The organism is Erwinia pyrifoliae DSM 12163, assembly GCF_000026985.1.
Classification (GTDB): domain Bacteria; phylum Pseudomonadota; class Gammaproteobacteria; order Enterobacterales; family Enterobacteriaceae; genus Erwinia; species Erwinia pyrifoliae.
The window spans coordinates 498,724-516,731 of record NC_017390.1; the positions used below are offsets into that span (position 1 = coordinate 498,724).

Here is an 18,008-nt window from a genome sequence, read left to right on the forward strand (position 1 = left end):
AGAGTAAATGAAGTAATCCTGAAGGTTGTCGATAACCTCTCTACACCCTTGCAGCAGGCCATCGACAATCATGTTTAATCATACGCGCATTACCGTTTTACTGACTGGAGCAGCAGGTTTTCTGCTGGCTTTATTCACCGCCGTTTCATTTATGACCAGCTCCTTTCTCGATAAAAGCAGCCGTGCGGTGAGCGGCCTGAATAACGAGGTTTCTGCAACGCTTTCGGTCGCTAACACGACCAACTTTATTCGCCGTGCGCGTGCGCGGATGATGATGGCACTGCACCATATGAACGATGCAGACCAGACTATGTATCAAGCTTTTACTCAGGTTTCAAGGAGAGATGTCAACCTTGCCATGGCATTTATGCCGGAATACCAGAGTGAAGCCAAATTGCCCGGCGAAACGGCGCTGGCCGAAGAGCTGCAGACGCGTTTCAAACGTTACACGACGAGTGTAGAAGCGCTGCTAAGCGCACTGGAGAAGAAAGATAGCGTGGAATTTCTTCGTCTGGCTGGCACGGATGTGCAGCGGGACGATGAAGCCTATGATGTCATACTAGCCCAGGTGATAGATATGCATCATAAGTCTTCTGCAGCTATAACCCAGGCAGCGCAGAGCGATTCCCGTCTGGCCTATATACTCATTATTCTGTCCGTCATGGTGTTTCTGATCACCATTCTGCTGATTGCTCTGTTGGTGCGCAGACGCGTTATCGTGCCACTTGGCTATGCCGGAGAGCTGACGCGCGCGATAGGCCGTGGAGACCTGACCCGGCAAGTAGGCACGCAGCGGCGCGACGAAATTGGTCTTCTTATGAGTGGTCTGGGAGAGATGCAGGATCAACTCAGTAAAGTGGTGAATAACGTGATTCTCGGCATTGACGAAGTGTCGCGAGTCAGCGGAGATATTGACCAAGGGGCGCAAAGTCTGTCAGCGCGCACCGGGCAACAGGCTGCTGCTCTGGAGCAAACGTCTGCCAGCATGGAAGAACTTTCTGCAACCGTGGAACTTAACGCCGAAAATTCGGCGAATGCCAGCAAATTCGCTTCTGAGGCTGCGCAAACCGCTGTGCGCGGCGGTGAGCTGATGCAGCAGGTGGTAAGTAACATGGCGAACATCCGTAGCAGTTCTACTTCAATTGGTGAAATTATCGGCGTCATCAATGATATTGCTTTCCAGACCAATATTCTGGCGCTGAATGCTGCAGTGGAAGCTGCCCGGGCCGGTGAGCACGGCAAGGGATTCGCCGTGGTTGCAGGTGAAGTACGCACACTTGCTCAGCGTAGCGCCAGCTCGGCTAAAGATATCGCCAACCTAATACAGGTATCAGAAGCGAATATCAGTGAAGGGGGCGCTCTGACTGACCGCGTGGCGAAGACCACGGCTGATATCATTGAGTCAATTGGCAGCGTCAGGGATCTGATTGGTGAAATCGCCGTGGCTTCAAGGGAGCAAAGCCAGGGGATCGGTCAGGTTGGCGCGGCGGTGCATGAAATGGACCGGGTCACGCAGCAGAACAGCTCGCTGGTGAGTGCATCCGGAGAGTCAGCTACCGTACTGAACAAACAGGTTGGCAACCTTCGTGCTGAAGTAGCGATCTTCGTCACCAGAGAAATAGCCGCCAGAGGAGGTCTTAAAGAGCTGCCTGTAAGAAGTGGGAAGCCGACGAAACCAGCCTGTGCAGATGCGCAGGGAGGCTGGGCGTCATTTTGAGAGCCTGACAAGTCAGTTCAAAAACCGCACCCCGCCCGGGAGTGAGCCGGGTTGGGTAGCGGATGCCCGATACACGATGTAAACGATTATTCAGGCTACTGATAAAAAAAAACTCCTCACATCTGAGGAGCCTTTTCACCTTTTCCGACAATAAAAGTTAATCGTCGAGGAAGCTGCGCAGCACTTCGGAGCGGCTTGGATGACGCAATTTGCGCAGTGCCTTCGCTTCGATTTGACGGATACGCTCACGCGTAACGTCAAACTGTTTGCCCACTTCTTCCAGCGTATGATCGGTATTCATATCAATACCAAAACGCATGCGCAGAACTTTAGCTTCGCGCGCGGTCAGACCCGCCAGCACGTCATGGGTCGCTGAACGCAGGCTTTCAGAAGTCGCAGAATCCAGCGGCAGCTCCAGCGTAGTGTCTTCGATAAAATCGCCCAGATGTGAGTCTTCATCATCACCAATCGGCGTCTCCATGGAGATCGGCTCTTTAGCGATCTTCAGCACCTTACGGATTTTATCTTCCGGCATCAGCATACGTTCGGCTAACTCTTCCGGCGTCGGTTCGCGCCCCATCTCCTGCAGCATCTGGCGCGAAATACGGTTGAGCTTATTGATAGTCTCAATCATATGTACCGGAATACGGATGGTACGCGCCTGGTCAGCGATGGAGCGGGTGATAGCCTGACGGATCCACCATGTCGCATAAGTTGAGAACTTATAACCACGACGGTATTCGAACTTATCTACCGCTTTCATCAAGCCAATGTTGCCTTCCTGAATCAGATCGAGGAACTGCAGACCACGGTTGGTGTATTTCTTGGCGATAGAGATAACCAGACGCAGGTTTGCCTCAACCATCTCTTTCTTCGCCCGGCGCGCTTTCGCTTCACCGATAGACATACGGCGGTTGATGTCTTTTACCTGTTCAATGGTCAGGCCGGTTTCTTCTTCAATCTGCTGCAGCTTCTGCAGGCCACGGTTCACATCGTCTGAAACATCGTTCAGCTTCTCTGACCACGGTTTGTTCATGGCCAACGCGGCTTTGAACCAGGTTTCATTGGTCTCATTGCCGGTAAACAGCGTAATGAAGTTTTTCTTCGGCATTTTGCACAGTTCAACACACAGCTTCATGATGATACGTTCCTGGGTACGAACGCGATCCATCATGACACGCATGCTGTTCACCAGAAAGTCGAACTGCTTCGGCACCAGGCGGAACTGTTTAAATACATCGGACAGATTCTGGATCTCGGCGATGGCATCAGCGTGGCTGCGGCTTTTGGCTTTGATCACCGTACGGGTGGTTTCGTACTGGATGCGCAAATCGCCGAACTTCTCACGCGCCAGCTCAGGATCGATGCTGTTGTCATCATCGGAGCTGTCGTCGTCAGATTCTTCGTCTTCATCTTCGTCTTCACGCTCTTCCGCAGACAGCTCAGAACCAACGTGCGTGGCGGTCGGGGCAATATCTTCTTCAGCGTTAGGATCGACGAAGCCGGTGATCAGGTCGGACAGGCGCGCTTCACCCGCTTCAACACGGTCATACTGTTCAAGCAGATAAGTAATTGCTTCAGGGTATTCAGCAACGGAACACTGAACCTGGTTGATACCGTCTTCGATGCGTTTTGCGATGTCGATCTCGCCCTCACGCGTCAACAGTTCAACCGTACCCATTTCACGCATGTACATACGCACCGGGTCGGTTGTACGCCCGATTTCAGACTCAACGCTGGATAGCACCTGAGCAGCCGCTTCGGCAGCGTCTTCATCAGTATCGCTGCTGTTTTCATTCAGCATCAGATCGTCGGCATCAGGCGCTTCTTCCACGACCTGGATGCCCATGTCGTTAATCATCTGGATGATGTCTTCGATCTGATCGGAGTCGACGATATCTTCCGGCAGATGGTCATTGACCTCGGCATAGGTCAGATAGCCTTGCTCCTTACCACGGGTGACAAGTAGCTTCAGCTGTGACTGCGGGTTTTGCTCCATAAGACGGTGTCCACACTTCTGTTAAATTAGATTGGTGTCGGTCGGCTAACGTGCCAACAATAACAGTGAGGGCGTTGAGATTATTGCCGCTGCCCGTCGTGGCGGCTGTCAGGATTGACCTGACGCTTATTCGGCACTTAAGCCGCTGTGTTCTGTGTCGAAGCTATCTTACTTGCCATTTTGACCGCTGGCAGTGCTCGGGATCCTCACGTACTCCATGTACGCTGCGGTCCCTGCGCGCTGGCAGCAATCAAACTGGCTGCGCCGATAACGCTTCTTAATTCTGTCTGTGAGTAGGATATTTACAGAAAGGGTTCACCCGTTTACTGTTTTTTCAGAGCCTGACTTAATGTCCATAGCTCGCGACGCTCTTCGGCATTCAGCCCGTGCGTGCGATCATGCGCAATAAGCTCTTCCAGCCTGCGCTCCAGCGCATTGTTATACATGCTGGCCAACGCATCCTGAAACATGGTTTCCACTTCGTCATCTACGATCATGTGGTTCCAAGTTGCCAGTGTTTCAAGGCTCTGGCTAAATTCTGTGCCGCGATATAACTCTAGTAGCTGTCCGGTCGTCAGGCCAGGATGAGCAACGCAAGTGCTCACTAACTCAATAAACAGGGGAAAACCCGGTGTTTCCGACTGCTCTAATCCATCCAGCGGCGGTACTATCGTCGCCAGCTGCGGATTTTGGATCAGCAGCCCAATAAGTATACGCATAGTTGTGCGTTTTAGCTGGGGTTGCGCAACGGGTTTCGCACTTTCCGCTTTCTCTGGAAACAGTTTTTCCAGCTGAATGTGATCGGGTATCCCCAGTTTATCGCCCAGTACCTGGCGCAAGTAGATACGCAGTGTTTCCCCTGGAACCTGCCGCAGCAGAGGGAGCGCCAGCGTCGCCAGCTGGGCACGGCCATCGGGAGTACTCAAGTCTACCTGAGGCAATAGGGTGTCGTATAAAAAGGTCGAGAGCGGCATCGCCTGCTCCATCCGCGCTTCAAAGGCCTCTTTACCCTCTTTGCGCACCAGCGTGTCCGGGTCTTCGCCGTCAGGCAGAAACATAAAGCGTAGCTGACGACCGTCATTCATGTAAGGCAAGGCGGTTTCCAGCGCGCGCCAGGCCGCTTCACGACCCGCTCTGTCGCCGTCATAACAGCAAATTACCGTATCGGTCGAGCGGAACAGCAGCTGGATATGCTCAGCAGTGGTGGAGGTGCCAAGAGATGCAACGGCATAATCCACGCCGAACTGGGCCAGCGCCACCACATCCATATAGCCTTCTACCACCAGCAGTTTGCCTGGTGCAGGGTGATTTTTCAGCGCTTCATACAGGCCATACAGCTGGCGGCCCTTATGGAATATGTCGGTTTCCGGCGAGTTAAGGTATTTCGGCATGCCGTCGCCCAGCACCCGTCCGCCAAAACCAATCACGCGGCCGCGCTTATCATGAATGGGAAACATCACCCGTTCACGGAAACGGTCATAACTGCGACCCTGATCGTTTGTCACCAGCATGCCGGCATCGGTCAGCGACTGTCGATCGTCGGGATTGCTGCCAAAGCGTTTTAACGCGTTGTCCCAACCAGCCGGGGCGAAACCGATAGAAAAATGCTTAATGACCTCATCGCTCAGCCCGCGCTGCGCAAGGTAGCCGCGAGCGCCGGATGATGAGCCCTGGCCCAGCGACTGCTGATAAAAATCGCGTAGGCCAGTCATCAGCTGGTAGAGACTTTGACGCTGGTGGCGTTCGAGCTGACTGGGGCCGCTACCGCTTTCATACGGTATTTCCAGTCCATACAAGGTCGCCAACTCTTCAATACTTTCGACAAACTCCAGACGATCGTAATTCATCAGAAAGTCGATGGCGTTACCGTGCGCGCCGCAGCCAAAGCAGTGATAAAACTGCTTTTCGCCATTGACGGTGAAAGAAGGGGTTTTCTCATTATGAAAAGGACAGCACGCGTGATAGTTCTTGCCCTGCTTTTTCAGCTTAACACGAGCATCGATAAGGTCCACGATGTCCGTGCGTGCCAGCAAGTCGTTGATAAATACACGCGGAATGCGTCCTGCCATAAATCCCCTTCATCTTTCAGCGTCTGGCGGTGTTGGCTGCCTTCGCTCACCCCGGTCACTTACTGTTTGTAAGCTCCCGGGGATTCGCTCAGTTGCCGCCTTGCCAGTCACTGAAAGCTATTGGGGATTACCCCTTCATCTTTCAGCGTCTGGCGGTGTTGGCTGCCTTCATTATCCTGTTGCATCCAACTGTTTATCGTTCATAAACGGCAACAAGCCGCGCATTCCTTTCGGAAGCACGGCCTGATAACTACTAACTTGTCTGTGAAGCGTGAAGGCGAACCTTCAGGATATTAGTACAGACGAGTGCGGCGTGCGTTTTCGCGAGCCAGTTTCTTCGCGTGGCGTTTAACTGCAGACGCTTTAGCGCGCTTGCGTTCGGTAGTCGGTTTTTCATAAAACTCACGACGACGAACTTCAGCCAGAACGCCTGCTTTCTCACAAGAACGCTTGAAGCGACGCAGTGCAACGTCGAATGGCTCGTTTTCACGTACTTTAATTACCGGCATGTAACTCTCACCTCGATAAAATCGGTTTTGCTGCTGGCATCGGTGCCAGCTCATTTCAAAATGGTGCGGAATTTTACTCCAACACAGGCTGCGTTGTAAAGCACCATAGCATAATGTCACCAACAGATGCGCCTGTGCGGCTGCCGGTTTTTTTCAGGGGAATGATTATACACGAATCAGACGCTTCTGGTGGGAAAAAAATCGCCTTATTGTACAAGGCATAACCACGCAATGGGTAAATTTGCCGCCCGCGAAAGTGCCTTCATGCTACACTGCGCGCCGCAAGAATGAGGTGAAAAAACCATGCGTGTTCTCGGAATTGAAACATCCTGCGATGAAACCGGCGTTGCCATTTATGATGATGTTGCCGGTTTGCTCGCCAATCAACTTTACAGCCAGGTCAAACTCCATGCCGACTACGGTGGCGTGGTGCCGGAACTGGCCTCGCGTGACCATGTGCGTAAAACCGTGCCGCTTATCCAGGCGGCGCTAGAGGAAGCCGGGCTGCAGGCGCAGGATATTGATGCGGTAGCCTACACGGCAGGACCGGGGCTGGTCGGCGCTCTACTGGTGGGAGCGACCATCGGTCGGTCGCTGGCGTTTGCCTGGGGTGTGCCAGCTATTGCCGTGCATCATATGGAAGGGCATCTGCTTGCCCCGATGCTGGAAGATAACCCACCGGAATTTCCGTTTGTTGCGCTACTGGTTTCCGGCGGTCATACGCAGTTAATTAGCGTGACCGGTATTGGGGCATATACGCTGATGGGTGAGTCAATTGACGACGCGGCGGGTGAAGCGTTTGATAAAACGGCCAAACTGCTTGGGCTGGACTATCCCGGCGGCCCGATGCTGTCAAAAATGGCACAGCAAGGAGTGGAAAAACGCTTTATTTTTCCACGTCCTATGACCGACCGCCCCGGCCTCGACTTCAGTTTCTCCGGGCTGAAAACCTTTGCAGCCAACACCATTCGTGACAATGACGACAGCAGCCAGACGCGTGCGGATATTGCCCGTGCTTTTGAAGACGCAGTGGTTGATACGCTGGCGATCAAGTGCCGTCGGGCGTTGGATCAAAGCGGTTTTAAACGGCTGGTGATTGCCGGGGGCGTTAGCGCTAACCGTACGCTGCGCGCTAAGCTGGCCGAAATGATGCAAAAACGCGGCGGAGAGGTGTTTTATGCCCGTCCGGAGTTCTGCACCGACAACGGGGCGATGATCGCTTATGCTGGCATGGTGCGGCTGAAAGGCGGTACGCACGCTGAACTCAGTGTTACCGTACGTCCTCGCTGGCCACTAGCTGAACTGCCGGCTATCTGAATCAGGGGGTCAGTTTTCTCCTGGCCCTTGCCTGTTTTTTTTTTTCCATATCTTGTTTTCCTGCCCACGCCACAGGCGCTGAATGTTGTCATGATGACGTAACAGGATCAGGCAGGAAAGCATCGCCACCGGAAAGGTAAACTGGGGTTTAAACCACCAGACGTAAAAGGGGGCAATCAACGCGCTCACGATCGCGCCAAGCGATGAGTAGCCGCTTAACAGCACGGTAAGCAACCAGGTGCCGGTCACCAACCCGGTTAAATCCCAGCCAATCGGCGCAATCGCCCCTAACGCCGTAGCAACGCCTTTACCGCCTTTGAAGCGGAAAAACACCGGGTAGATATGACCGAGGCAGGCGGCAATAGCGGTCAGCCCCAGATAAAAAGGCGTAGCCCCGAAGTGATAAGCCAGCCAGACTGGCAGCATCCCCTTGAATACATCAAATACCAGTACCGTGGCTGCCACACCTTTGCCACCGATACGCAGTACGTTAGTGGCACCCGGATTACCCGAGCCGTGGTGACGAGGATCCGGTAACCCGAACAGCCGACAAACCAGGATCGCACTGGAGAGGGAACCACACAGATACGCGAAAAGGATCATGCCAGGCGCGAATATACTCATAACACCGTTCCGTCTTGTTGGGGTCGTTTTGTTGTCAGTATCCGTGGATAATACGCATAAACTGCCGGGGATGGTATCCGGCGACGACAAAAACAGAGAGCCGAATCATGGATATCGTATTTATCGATCAACTGTCCGTTATCACCACCATTGGCGTTTATGACTGGGAACAGACCATTCAGCAGAAGCTGGTGTTCGATGTCGAAATGGCATGGGACAATCGTAAAGCCGCTGCCAGCGACGATGTGAACGATTGCCTGAGCTATGCCGATGTGGCCGAAGCGATCATTGCTCATGTCGGTCAGGGTAAATTTGCGCTGGTTGAGCGCGTTGCAGAAGAGGTGGCAACCCTACTGCTGGCTCGATTCGCCTCAGCGTGGGTTCGGATAAAGCTCAGTAAACCGGGCGCGGTGGCTCAGGCGCATCAGGTGGGCGTGATTATCGAACGCGGGACTATTCCGAAATAAATTTAATGTGATTGCCATCACAATGAAACCAAATCACATTATCCTCTGTCTTAAGGTTGCCCTGACGAATAGCGGGCACAATTTGGCGGTAGCGTAAAGCGACCGCCTTTTTCATGTATTTAACAGGGGTAGATTTGATGGCAGACATTCATCAGCTGTGGGTAGCAGCAATACTTGGGCTAGTGGAGGGGCTGACTGAATTTCTCCCCGTATCTTCCACCGGGCATATGATCCTTGTCGGTCATCTGCTGGGGTTCGAGGGGGATAAGGCACAGACCTTCGAGGTGGTTATCCAGCTCGGCTCAATTCTGGCCGTCGTGGTGATGTTCTGGCGTCGTCTGTTTGGTCTGATTGGCATTCACTTTGGTGAGGTCAAGCACGAAGGGATCGGACAGGGCAGACTGTCGTTAATTCATATTCTGCTGGGTATGGCGCCAGCGGTAGTGATTGGCCTGCTGCTGCATGACCTGATCAAATCGCTGTTTAACCCGGTCAACGTGATGTATGCGCTGGTGGTCGGTGGCGTACTGCTGATTGCGGCAGAGCTACTGAAGCCAAAACAGCCAAAATCGCCAGGCGTGGATGATATCACCTACCGCCAGGCGTTTATAATTGGCTGCTTCCAGTGCCTGGCGCTGTGGCCTGGTTTCTCGCGTTCCGGCGCCACGATTTCGGGCGGGATGCTGATGGGCGTCAGCCGTTACGCGGCTTCTGAGTTTTCATTCCTGCTCGCGGTTCCGATGATGATCGGTGCGACCGGGCTGGATCTCTACAAAAGCATGGGTTTCCTGACGATGGCCGATTTCCCAATGTTTGCCGTCGGTTTTGTCTCGGCCTTTATCGTGGCGCTGATTGCGATTAAAAGCTTCCTGCACATCATTAAACGTATTTCGTTTATTCCGTTTGCCATCTATCGCTTTATTGTGGCGGCGGCGGTCTACGTCTTGTTCGTACTGTAAGCATCGTGATATCCGGTCTCTGGGGCAATCGCTTTACCGATCGCCCCAAAGGCTGACAAACGTCTCTCTGTTACTGCGCCTTTTTCCAGACATCGAGTGCGGCGATCCTCCGGCGCGTCAGTTCATCGCGTACTTCCATCCCTTTGAATCCTGCATCCACGACCTCTTTAGTCGAGACGTTTTGCACGATTAGCCAGGCCTCGCGCAGATAATCACCCTGTGGGTAAGGATTATCTTCAAAGCCGGTGCGTCCACGGGCATCTGCTTCGCTGGTTAACGCTATCTGCTGCACGCGGTGCGGTTTGCGCCAGGCGTCCAGACGGTCAAACAGCGCCACCAGCTGAGCCGGTGACTGGTGCTGAATGGTGTGCACCAGATCGTGAAACTCGGTCACCAGCAACGCCAGGTCTCGCAGCGCATTTGGCACGCGCAGACGTTCGCATAATGCGGCTACCAACGGTACGCCTGCCGGGCCATGACCGGGGTGGCTCGGCCATTTTTCCGGTGGCGTCAAGGCTTTACCCACGTCATGGAACAGGGTGGCAAAACGAATATCAATCTCCGGGCTAAGTCGGGCAGCCATCTCCAGCGTCATCAGGGTGTGCACGCCGGTGTCGATCTCCGGGTGCCATTTTGCCGGGGCGGGAACGCCATACAGGTTATCCAGCTCCGGGAACAGTACCGCCAGTGCGCCACAGTCACGCAGCACCTGGAAGAACACCTGAGGGCTTGGCGTTTGCAGGGCGCTTTCCGTCTCTTTCCAGACCCGCTCCGCAGTCAATTGCTGCAATTCACCGCTGTCGGTCATGGTTTGCATCAGCGCCAGCGTTTCATCGGCAATGCGAAAATTAAGATGGGCGAAACGCGCAGCAAAGCGTGCTACGCGTAATACACGCAGCGGATCTTCCTTAAAGGCGGCAGAAACATGGCGCAGCAGGCGCCGCTGTAAATCGTTGCGCCCGCCGTAAGGATCGTAGTAGTTACCGTCAGTATCCTGGGCAATGGCATTCATGGTCAGGTCGCGGCGCGCCAGGTCCTGTTCAAGGGTAACATCCGGCGCGGAATAGCAGACAAATCCGGTGTAGCCCTGGCCTGATTTGCGTTCGGTGCGTGCCAGCGCGTACTCTTCATGGCTGTCCGGGTGCAGAAACACCGGAAAATCGCGACCGACCTGCTGATAACCGAGATCCAGCATCTGCTGGGGAGAGGCTCCCACCACCACCCAGTCTTTGTCTTTCAGCGGCAAATCTAACAGTCCGTCGCGCACTGCGCCGCCGACAAGGTATGTTTTCACTGAGCATCTCCAGAAGGCGTGTCATCAAAATGAACTGATGATGAATCGTCGCACTATACCACTCGCCTTGATGAAATGTTAAATCGCAGACACGACAAAAGGGGCATCCGCAGATCCCCTCTGATTGTCGCCAGTGCTTAATTCATCCAGCGGTTATTTTGTTTCCTGCGTGGGATCATCCGTGGCAACAGCAGCCCCAGCAGCAGGCCAATGCCCGCGACCCCGCCGCCATACATAAACCACTGCATAATGATGGTGCGCTGCTTATCGTCAAGCTGGACATTGGCAGCATCGACCTTTTTCCTCGCCACCACCAGCTGGTTTTTCAACTGCTGGTTCTCGGCTTTCAGGCTGTTAATTGCATTATCACTGCCGGCGACTTTTTTCTGCATATCCGCCGTGCGTTGATTCCAGCTGCCATCGATATTGGCCAGTTTTGTGGACAGGTCTTTTACCTGCTGTTCCAGCTGCGGTACGCGGATGCGCAGGCTGGGTTGCTCACTGAGCTGGGCCAGAGGGATCCAGGTGGTTCTTCCCTGGCTATCGCGGATCTGACCGTATTTGGTGTTGTCATTTTTCTGCAACAATTCAACTTCTTCACCGGCGTTTAAGGTGCCAACCAGCCGATAATCGTTGCCTGGACCGCTGCGCGCCCAGGTGGAAAGGTCATCAGAAATATAGCGTTTTTCTGCGGCATGGACGTTCGCCGTTACGCTAAAAGCAAATAAAGTCAGGCTAATGAGATGAGTTTTTTTCATTCGAACTCTTTTATATCAGTACTGGAAAAATTCACGGCACAGTCTGGAGCGGCCTCGCAAAAACCTGAATGAGAACTGTCCTGATCTCATCCTGCTGAGAGCGCGCGCGCGAATGCGTAATTTAAGCAGAGACAGCTCCGCCTCTGGTGCATTACTCTTTGCGGCAATATCAGACCCGATTTACCGCAAGACAAACGCGGGCGTAATCTGACAATCTGACCCCGCCCCTAACGACGTAGATAAGACATTATGACCATTGAAATCGAACTAAAGTTCATTGCTGCGCCTGAAGCAGCGACAAAAGTGGCCGCTAAACTGGCTGCATGGCCTCATCAGCATGTGCCGGGCCAGAAGTTGACCAACATTTACTTCGAGACTGATGACAACCAGCTGCGGCGTTGGGATATGGGGCTGCGCATTCGTGGTTTTGGTGACGGCTACGAGATGACGCTGAAAACCGCCGGACAAACGGTCGGTGGGCTGCACCAGCGGCCGGAGTATAACGTGCCGCTCACCCAACCTGAGCTGGATATCCAACGGTTACCTGGCGAAATCTGGCCTGCAGGAACCGATGTCGCCGCTTTACAGCAGCGGCTTAAGGTCTTGTTCAGTACCCACTTTGTTCGGGAAAAGTGGGTGGTGACTTATCTGCAAAGTGAGATCGAGGTCGCGTTTGATTGTGGAGAAGTCAGTGCAGGCGCACTGAGCGAACCCTTGATGGAGATCGAGCTGGAGTTGAAAAACGGCCATCGTGACGATCTGCTTGCCTTGGCTACCGAACTGGCAATGCTTGACGGGCTGCGCCTCGGCAGTCTGACCAAAGCCGCACGCGGCTATGCGCTGGCGCAGGGTAATCCGCCGCGATCGCTGCGCCCGCTGCCATTACTTAAAGCCAGGCCGAAAGCGACGGTAGAAGAGGGGATGCAGGCGGCATTTCAGCTGGCGCTCGGCCAGTGGCAATATCATGAAGAGTTGTGGTTACGCGGTCATGCGGATGCGCTGCGTGAAGTGAAAGATGCGCTGGAAACCTTGCGTCAGGCTTTCTCGCTATACGGTGTCCTGGTGCCGCGTAAGGCCAGTAGCGATTTGCGCCAGAAACTGACCCTGCTGGAAGAGGCGATGCTGGACGATAACGTTAAGGCGGAAACCCTGTGCTTCAGCGCGCTCTGGCTGCAACCCCAGTTAGCGCTTACCAACTGGCTTGCCACCGCGCGCTGGCGCGAATTCGTCGACAGCAAGGCTGACGCTAAACTGCAAGGCTCCTTTAAGCGTTTTAGCGATATTATGCTGGGCCGCATTGCTGCCGACTTGAAAGAGACCTTTGCGCAGGTTAACCATGCAGGCGAGTATCAGGACAAACTGATGCGTCTCCATCGACAGCTGTTGGCGGTGCACCTGCTGGCGGGGTCTTATGACGCCGCTGCGGTCAACGCCTGGCTTCAGAGCTGGCAGCAGCTGGGGCAGGCGATTGACGGGCAGCAGGATGCCTGGTTTGAGGGGCATCTTCGCCAGGCCCTGAAACAGCCCGCATTCTGGAAAAACGGCAGCCTTTAACCTGTTGTTCAGTGGTTTAATTGTGACGGGAGTGTTCACCTTATGGTGCCATCATTAATGCAGCCCTTGCCGGCGCTGCTGGCTGACCAGGTCATGCGGCTTGACCCGCTGTTTAACGGCGCATCTTCCCGGCATCAGGCGGTGCTGGTTTTCAGCGACTTTATCCGCACCAGCCTGATTAATTTCCCCGACTGGTGGCAGCAGCTGCAACAGCAGCCGCCGCGACCGGATGAATGGCAACACTACCGGCAATGGCTGCAAACACAGCTTGCTGCCGTGCAGGACGAAAATGCGCTGATGCGCGAGCTGCGCCAGTTCCGCCGCCATATGTTGACGCGTATTGCCTGGATGCAGACCCTGGCAGAAAGCACCACGGAACAGAGTCTGCGCCAGCTGAGCGAGCTGGCGGAAAGGCTGATTGTTGCCGCGCGTGACTGGTTGTGGCACGCCTGCTGTGCCGATCTTGGCACCCCGATGAATGCCGCAGGCGAGCCACAGCCGCTGCTGATCCTCGGCATGGGGAAACTGGGCGGCGTTGAGCTGAACTTCTCCTCTGATATCGACCTGATTTTTACCTGGCCTGAAAACGGCACCACGCAAGGGGGGCGGCGCGAGTTGGATAATGCTCAGTTCTTTACCCGGCTGGGCCAGCGCCTGATCAAAGTGCTCGGCCAGACCACCGTCGACGGGTTCGTTTATCGTGTTGATATGCGCTTGCGCCCCTTTGGCGACAGCGGTCCACTGGTATTGAGCTTCGCCGCGCTGGAAGACTACTACCAGGAGCAGGGGCGCGACTGGGAGCGTTACGCGATGGTCAAAGCGCGGCTGATGGGCGATAGCGACGACCGCTGGAGTGCGGAGCTGCGCCAGATGCTGCGGCCGTTCGTCTTCCGCCGCTATATTGATTTCAGCGTTATTCAGTCGCTGCGTAATATGAAAAGCATGATCGCCCGTGAAGTACGACGGCGCGGGCTGACGGATAACATTAAACTTGGGGCTGGCGGTATCCGCGAAACGGAGTTTATCGTGCAGGTATTCCAGCTGATCCGTGGGGGGCGTGAGCGCTCGCTTCAGCAGCGTTCCCTGCTGCCCACACTGGCTGCCATCGGTGAGCTGCATCTGTTACCCTCAGATCGGGTGGGGCAGCTGCAAGTTGCCTATCAGTTCCTGAGGCGGCTGGAAAATCTGCTGCAAAGCATCAACGATGAGCAAACACAGACGTTGCCGGACAGCGAACCGGACCGCGCACGTCTTGCCTGGGCGATGGGCTTTACCGACTGGGCGGCATTACACGCGCGGCTCGATCGGCATATGGTCGATGTGCGCACTATCTTCAACGAGCTGATCGGTGACGATACGGCCGACAGTGCTGATAACCGCGAGGCCGGTGAATATGGCGCACTGTGGCAGGATCGGCTGGAGGAGACCGACCTGCAACTGCTGGTGCCGCATCTGGCCAGTAATGCTCGTCAGCAGCTGTTGCGTACCCTCAACGATTTCCGCCAGGACCTGGATAAGCGCACTATCGGCCCGCGCGGGCGTCAGGCGCTGGACCAGCTGATGCCGCGCCTGTTGAGCGAAGTGGTGCCGCGTAATGATGCCCCGGTAACGCTGATGCGCCTGACGCCGCTGCTGCTGGGCGTGGTGACCCGTTCCACCTATCTGGAGCTGTTGAGCGAATACCACGGTGCATTGCAGCACCTGATCCGCCTGTGTGCCGCATCGCCGATGGTTGCCAGCCAGCTGGCACGCTATCCCCTGCTGCTGGATGAGCTGCTCGACCCGGCCACGCTGTATCATCCCACCGCCACCGATGCCTATCGTGACGAACTGCGCCAGTACCTGCTGCGTATTCCGGAAGAGGATGAGGAACAGCAGCTGGAGGCGCTGCGGCAGTTTAAACAGGCACAGCATCTGCGTATTGCTGCTGCTGATATCGCCAAAACGCTACCGGTAATGAAAGTCAGCGATCATCTGACCTGGCTGGCGGAAGCGATAACCGAATCGGTGGTTCAGCAGGCGTGGAATATGATGGTTCAGCGCTATGGCCGTCCTTCGCACCTGGTCAGTGATAGCGAACGTGGGTTTGCCGTGGTGGGTTACGGCAAGTTGGGGGGATGGGAGCTGGGCTACAGTTCCGATCTCGATCTGGTGTTCCTGCACGACTGCCCGGCCGAGGCGGTGACCCTGGGGGAGCGCAGTATTGACGGCCGCCAGTTCTATCTGCGTCTGGCGCAGCGCGTGATGCACTTGTTCAGTACCCGCACTTCTTCGGGCATCCTTTACGAGGTGGATGCCCGCCTGCGTCCCTCCGGGGCGGCGGGCATGTTGGTCAGCACGTTTGCTGCTTTCGATGAGTATCAGCGCAGCGAAGCCTGGACATGGGAGCATCAGGCGCTGGTACGGGCGCGTATCGTGTTTGGCGACAGCGCCCTGAGCCAGCGTTTCGAGCGCATCCGGCGCAGCGTTCTGGGGCTACCGCGTGAGGCTCAGGCACTGCAAACGGAAGTGCGCGAGATGCGGGAGAAAATGCGTGCGCATCACGGCAACAAGCATAAGGGGCGGTGGGATATTAAATCCGACGCCGGCGGCATCATCGATATTGAGTTTATGACGCAATATCTGGTTTTACGCTATGCCTCACAACACCCGGAACTGACGCGCTGGTCTGACAATGTGCGTATTCTTGAGCTACTGGCGCGCAGCGGTAAAATGGAGCCTGCTCAGGCGCTGGCACTGACCCATGCCTATGTGACTCTGCGCGACGCGCTTCATCATCTGGCTTTGCAGGAACTGCCTGGGCACGTCTCAGTCGATGCTTTCGCTCAGGAAAAAGCCGAGGTGAAAGCCTGCTGGCAGGCATGGTTAAGTGCCTGATCATCGTTCGCATGCGATGGTTAGCCAGCCAAACAATTATGCTATCATCGCGCGCATTCATTTTTACTGCTGTCTGGAGTCTCTGGAATGAAAATTACCCTGCCCGATTTTACCCGCGCGGGCGTGCTGGTAGTGGGCGACGTGATGTTGGATCGCTACTGGCACGGCCCAACCAACCGCATCTCTCCCGAAGCCCCGGTACCGGTGGTAAAAGTTGATAGTGTGGAAGAGCGCCCCGGCGGCGCGGCCAACGTTGCAATGAATATCGCCTCACTTGGCGCCCGATCACGTCTGATCGGCCTGACCGGGATTGACGACGCGGCGCGTGCGCTGAGCGCAGCCCTGTCCGGGGTAAATGTGCAGTGCGATTTTGTCCCTGTGGCGACCCATCCCACCATCACCAAGCTGCGGGTGCTGTCGCGCAACCAGCAGCTGATCCGGCTGGATTTTGAGGAAGGATTTGAAGGCGTCGATCCCGCGCCAATGCACGAGCGAATTCAGCAGTCACTGCCGGGTATCGGGGCGCTGGTACTGTCTGACTATGCCAAAGGGGCGCTGGCCAGCGTTGAGACCATGATCGCTCTGGCGCGTAAAGCGGGCGTCCCGGTGCTGGTGGATCCAAAGGGAACCGACTTCTCTCGCTACCATGGCGCAACCCTTCTGACGCCAAACCTGTCTGAATTCGAAGCGGTGGTTGGCAAGTGCAAAAGCGAGGCCGATATTGTTGAACGTGGTACGGCGCTGATGCAGCAGTATGCTCTCTCTGCGCTTCTGGTCACCCGTTCCGAACACGGTATGACGCTGCTGCAACCGGGCAAAGCCCCTTTCCATATGCCCACTCAGGCGCAGGAGGTCTTTGACGTGACCGGTGCCGGAGACACGGTCATCGGCGTGCTGGCAACCGCTCTGGCGGCAGGTAACACGCTGGAAGAGAGTTGTTATCTGGCCAATGCAGCGGCAGGCGTGGTGGTCGGCAAGCTCGGCACCTCCACCGTTTCGCCGGTGGAGCTGGAAAATGCCATTCGTGCCAGGCCGGAATCGGGATTTGGCGTAATGAATGAAGCGCAGCTGATTGCAGAAGTGGCCAAAGCCCGCCAGCGCGGCGAAAAAGTGGTGATGACTAACGGCGTGTTCGACATTTTGCATGCAGGCCACGTTTCCTATCTTGCCAATGCACGTAAGCTCGGTGACCGACTGATCGTGGCGGTGAATAGCGATGCTTCCACCCGGCGTCTGAAAGGTAAAACACGCCCGGTTAATCCGCTGGTTAACCGTATGATGGTGTTGGGGGCGCTTGAGGCAGTGGACTGGGTGATCGGTTTTGAGGAAGACACGCCGCAGCGGGTAATCGCTGAAGTACTGCCGGACCTTCTGGTGAAAGGCGGTGACTATAAACCGGAAGATATTGCCGGGAGCAAAGAGGTTTGGGAAAACGGCGGAGACGTGCGGGTACTCAATTTCGAAGACGGCATTTCTACCAGTAATATCATCAAAACGATCATCTGCGGAACCGGTCAAAACTAACGGATAACGGCTACCCGGTCGGGGCAGCCGTTATCCCGCATTGCTTACTCAGTCGGTTTATCGGCGACTTCCGCAGGCAGTTGTGGTACCGCACGGTTCTCCAGCTCGGCCAGACGCTGTTCCAGCGCGGCCAGCTTCTCGCGGGTGCGCAGCAACACCTGAGTCTGGACGTCAAACTCTTCACGGTTAACCAGATCCAGTCGAGTCAGCTGTGATTGCAGAGTCTGACGGATTTTCTTTTCCACATCATCACCCAAATCACGAATGCCTTTCGGCATGGCGTCATGGACTTGACGGGCCAGTTGTTCGATTTTTTTTGCATCAATCATGGCAGGTTTCC

Annotated in this window: 14 protein-coding genes; 7 read left to right on the forward strand and 7 right to left on the reverse strand. The window is 55.3% G+C overall.

The window, feature by feature from the left end; all coding sequences use genetic code 11:
* Positions 1-70 precede the first annotated feature (70 nt).
* Complete coding sequence (locus EPYR_RS02235; protein ID WP_012666789.1) at positions 71-1,717, forward strand: methyl-accepting chemotaxis protein; 1,647 nt, start codon at positions 71-73, stop codon at positions 1,715-1,717.
* 157 nt (positions 1,718-1,874) lie between these two features.
* On the opposite strand, the gene rpoD is transcribed toward EPYR_RS02235, so the two are convergent.
* From rpoD to rpsU, 3 genes are all read right to left on the reverse strand, one after another.
* Positions 1,875-3,716: an RNA polymerase sigma factor RpoD gene (gene rpoD / locus EPYR_RS02240; RefSeq protein WP_012666790.1), complete on the reverse strand. Its 1,842-nt coding sequence runs from the start codon at positions 3,714-3,716 to the stop codon at positions 1,875-1,877.
* 323 nt (positions 3,717-4,039) lie between these two features.
* Complete coding sequence (gene dnaG, locus EPYR_RS02245) at positions 4,040-5,785, reverse strand: DNA primase (RefSeq protein WP_012666791.1); 1,746 nt, start codon at positions 5,783-5,785, stop codon at positions 4,040-4,042.
* Positions 5,786-6,078: 293 nt separating this feature from the next.
* Entirely contained in the window at positions 6,079-6,294 is a 216-nt protein-coding gene (gene rpsU, locus EPYR_RS02250) for a 30S ribosomal protein S21 (RefSeq protein WP_001144069.1), read from the reverse strand.
* A 303-nt stretch (positions 6,295-6,597) separates the two neighbouring features.
* Between rpsU and tsaD the strand changes: the two genes are divergently transcribed.
* Complete coding sequence (gene tsaD / locus EPYR_RS02255; protein WP_012666792.1) at positions 6,598-7,611, forward strand: tRNA (adenosine(37)-N6)-threonylcarbamoyltransferase complex transferase subunit TsaD; 1,014 nt, start codon at positions 6,598-6,600, stop codon at positions 7,609-7,611.
* A 9-nt stretch (positions 7,612-7,620) separates the two neighbouring features.
* On the opposite strand, the gene plsY is transcribed toward tsaD, so the two are convergent.
* Positions 7,621-8,235 carry a glycerol-3-phosphate 1-O-acyltransferase PlsY gene (plsY, locus tag EPYR_RS02260; RefSeq protein ID WP_012666793.1) on the reverse strand — a complete coding sequence of 205 codons (615 nt, stop codon included), beginning with the start codon at positions 8,233-8,235 and terminating at the stop codon, positions 7,621-7,623.
* A 107-nt stretch (positions 8,236-8,342) separates the two neighbouring features.
* Here plsY and folB point away from each other — a divergent pair, with 107 nt between their 5' ends.
* Both folB and bacA read left to right on the forward strand, forming a co-directional pair.
* Complete coding sequence (gene folB / locus EPYR_RS02265) at positions 8,343-8,702, forward strand: bifunctional dihydroneopterin aldolase/7,8-dihydroneopterin epimerase (protein ID WP_012666794.1); 360 nt, start codon at positions 8,343-8,345, stop codon at positions 8,700-8,702.
* Between the two features lie 137 nt (positions 8,703-8,839).
* Positions 8,840-9,661 carry an undecaprenyl-diphosphate phosphatase gene (gene bacA, locus EPYR_RS02270; protein ID WP_012666795.1) on the forward strand — a complete coding sequence of 274 codons (822 nt, stop codon included), beginning with the start codon at positions 8,840-8,842 and terminating at the stop codon, positions 9,659-9,661.
* 70 nt (positions 9,662-9,731) lie between these two features.
* On the opposite strand, the gene EPYR_RS02275 is transcribed toward bacA, so the two are convergent.
* Together EPYR_RS02275 and EPYR_RS02280 are read right to left on the reverse strand one after the other, a co-directional pair.
* Positions 9,732-10,955 carry a multifunctional CCA addition/repair protein gene (locus EPYR_RS02275; protein ID WP_012666796.1) on the reverse strand — a complete coding sequence of 408 codons (1,224 nt, stop codon included), beginning with the start codon at positions 10,953-10,955 and terminating at the stop codon, positions 9,732-9,734.
* Positions 10,956-11,092: 137 nt separating this feature from the next.
* The gene (locus EPYR_RS02280; protein WP_012666797.1) at positions 11,093-11,713 is read right to left on the reverse strand and encodes a TIGR04211 family SH3 domain-containing protein; all 621 of its coding nucleotides are present in this window, start codon (positions 11,711-11,713) and stop codon (positions 11,093-11,095) included.
* A 249-nt stretch (positions 11,714-11,962) separates the two neighbouring features.
* Between EPYR_RS02280 and EPYR_RS02285 the strand changes: the two genes are divergently transcribed.
* The 3 genes from EPYR_RS02285 (at position 11,963) to hldE (ending at position 17,668) form a co-directional block, all read left to right on the forward strand.
* Complete coding sequence (locus EPYR_RS02285) at positions 11,963-13,267, forward strand: CYTH domain-containing protein (RefSeq protein ID WP_012666798.1); 1,305 nt, start codon at positions 11,963-11,965, stop codon at positions 13,265-13,267.
* A gap of 42 nt (positions 13,268-13,309) precedes the next feature.
* Entirely contained in the window at positions 13,310-16,144 is a 2,835-nt protein-coding gene (glnE, locus tag EPYR_RS02290; RefSeq protein ID WP_012666799.1) for a bifunctional [glutamate--ammonia ligase]-adenylyl-L-tyrosine phosphorylase/[glutamate--ammonia-ligase] adenylyltransferase, read from the forward strand.
* A gap of 87 nt (positions 16,145-16,231) precedes the next feature.
* Entirely contained in the window at positions 16,232-17,668 is a 1,437-nt protein-coding gene (gene hldE, locus EPYR_RS02295) for a bifunctional D-glycero-beta-D-manno-heptose-7-phosphate kinase/D-glycero-beta-D-manno-heptose 1-phosphate adenylyltransferase HldE (RefSeq protein ID WP_012666800.1), read from the forward strand.
* 44 nt (positions 17,669-17,712) lie between these two features.
* Here hldE and ubiK read toward each other — a convergent pair whose 3' ends face one another.
* Positions 17,713-17,997 (reverse strand): ubiquinone biosynthesis accessory factor UbiK, encoded by a 285-nt coding sequence (gene ubiK / locus EPYR_RS02300; RefSeq protein ID WP_012666801.1) that lies wholly within the window; start codon positions 17,995-17,997, stop codon positions 17,713-17,715.
* Between the last annotated feature and the right edge of the window lie 11 nt (positions 17,998-18,008).